The organism is Oleiphilus sp. HI0079, assembly GCF_001635105.1.
Window position 1 is genome coordinate 1 of the sequence record NZ_LWFT01001279.1, and the last position, 943, is coordinate 943.

The 943-nt window shown below is 47.5% G+C and carries 1 protein-coding gene; it reads right to left on the minus strand.

Features of this window, described 5'->3' with window-relative positions:
* Positions 1-535: 535 nt before the first annotated feature.
* Positions 536-943: PfkB family carbohydrate kinase (locus tag A3750_RS22415; protein WP_231871923.1), on the minus strand; the 408-nt coding region annotated here is incomplete at its 5' end.

Below are 943 nucleotides of genomic sequence, written 5' to 3' on the forward strand. Positions count from 1 at the left end.
TGGTGATTGCTCTATATGTCGTGAGCATCAAATATGTGGCTCTCTTCGACAACTCTATAGCCATTATCTTAATTGGGTCAGNGTTCATTGGATTTGTAAGTGAAATATTGTCCTTTTTCTATAAACGCAGACACTTAGCTCTCGTTGAAATTGTAGATTGAGTTTGCTATTGCTGCATACCTTTATGAGGCTTGTCTTGTCGAGTGCAGATCAGGCGGAAAATAAATGCGTCCCCTTTATCATCCGCTGTTTGGTGTCAGCCGAAGCGACGGTTTGTTAGATTCTTAGCCCGCTATTCTCTCAAAGGCAATGTTCCGATATGGTTTAGATTAGCCTTTTGAGGGCGTGATGACTTTGGTCAAATTATGCTTTCATGGTGCGGCCACGTATTCCTTTCACAACCAAAGAATGAAGATCGATGGTGCCCGTGCCGAGAAATACCAGCGCCGAGAAATATCCGTGCGGAGCGATATCATGGCCAAACCTCACTTATGTGTTCGTCGTGAAGTCAGGCCGACATTTTCGTGTTTGCTATTTAGGCAAGCAGCTCAGCATGTTGCTCGGCGCGCAAACGAGGGCCAAACTGGCTTACTACTTTGGCTGCGGCTTGATTGGCAAGGCGCGCGGCTTCTGGGTAGCTTTGTCCATGTGTTAGCGCGTAGAGAAACGCACCTGCAAACATATCGCCTGCGCCGTTAGTGTCAATTGCTTTTGCGCTTGCACCTTCCACATGGGTTAGAGTCTCTCCGTCAAAGACGATGGCGCCGTCTTTGCCAAGCGTGATCGCAAAGCTTTTAGCATGTTGCTTCATTGCGTCGGCTGCTGCTTCAACAGTTTGAGTGTTGGTCCAGCCGAGTGCTTCGTCTTTGTTACAAAACAATAGATCAACGCCATTCCCAATCATGTCACTAAGACCGTCTCGAAAATATTCCACCATCCCCGG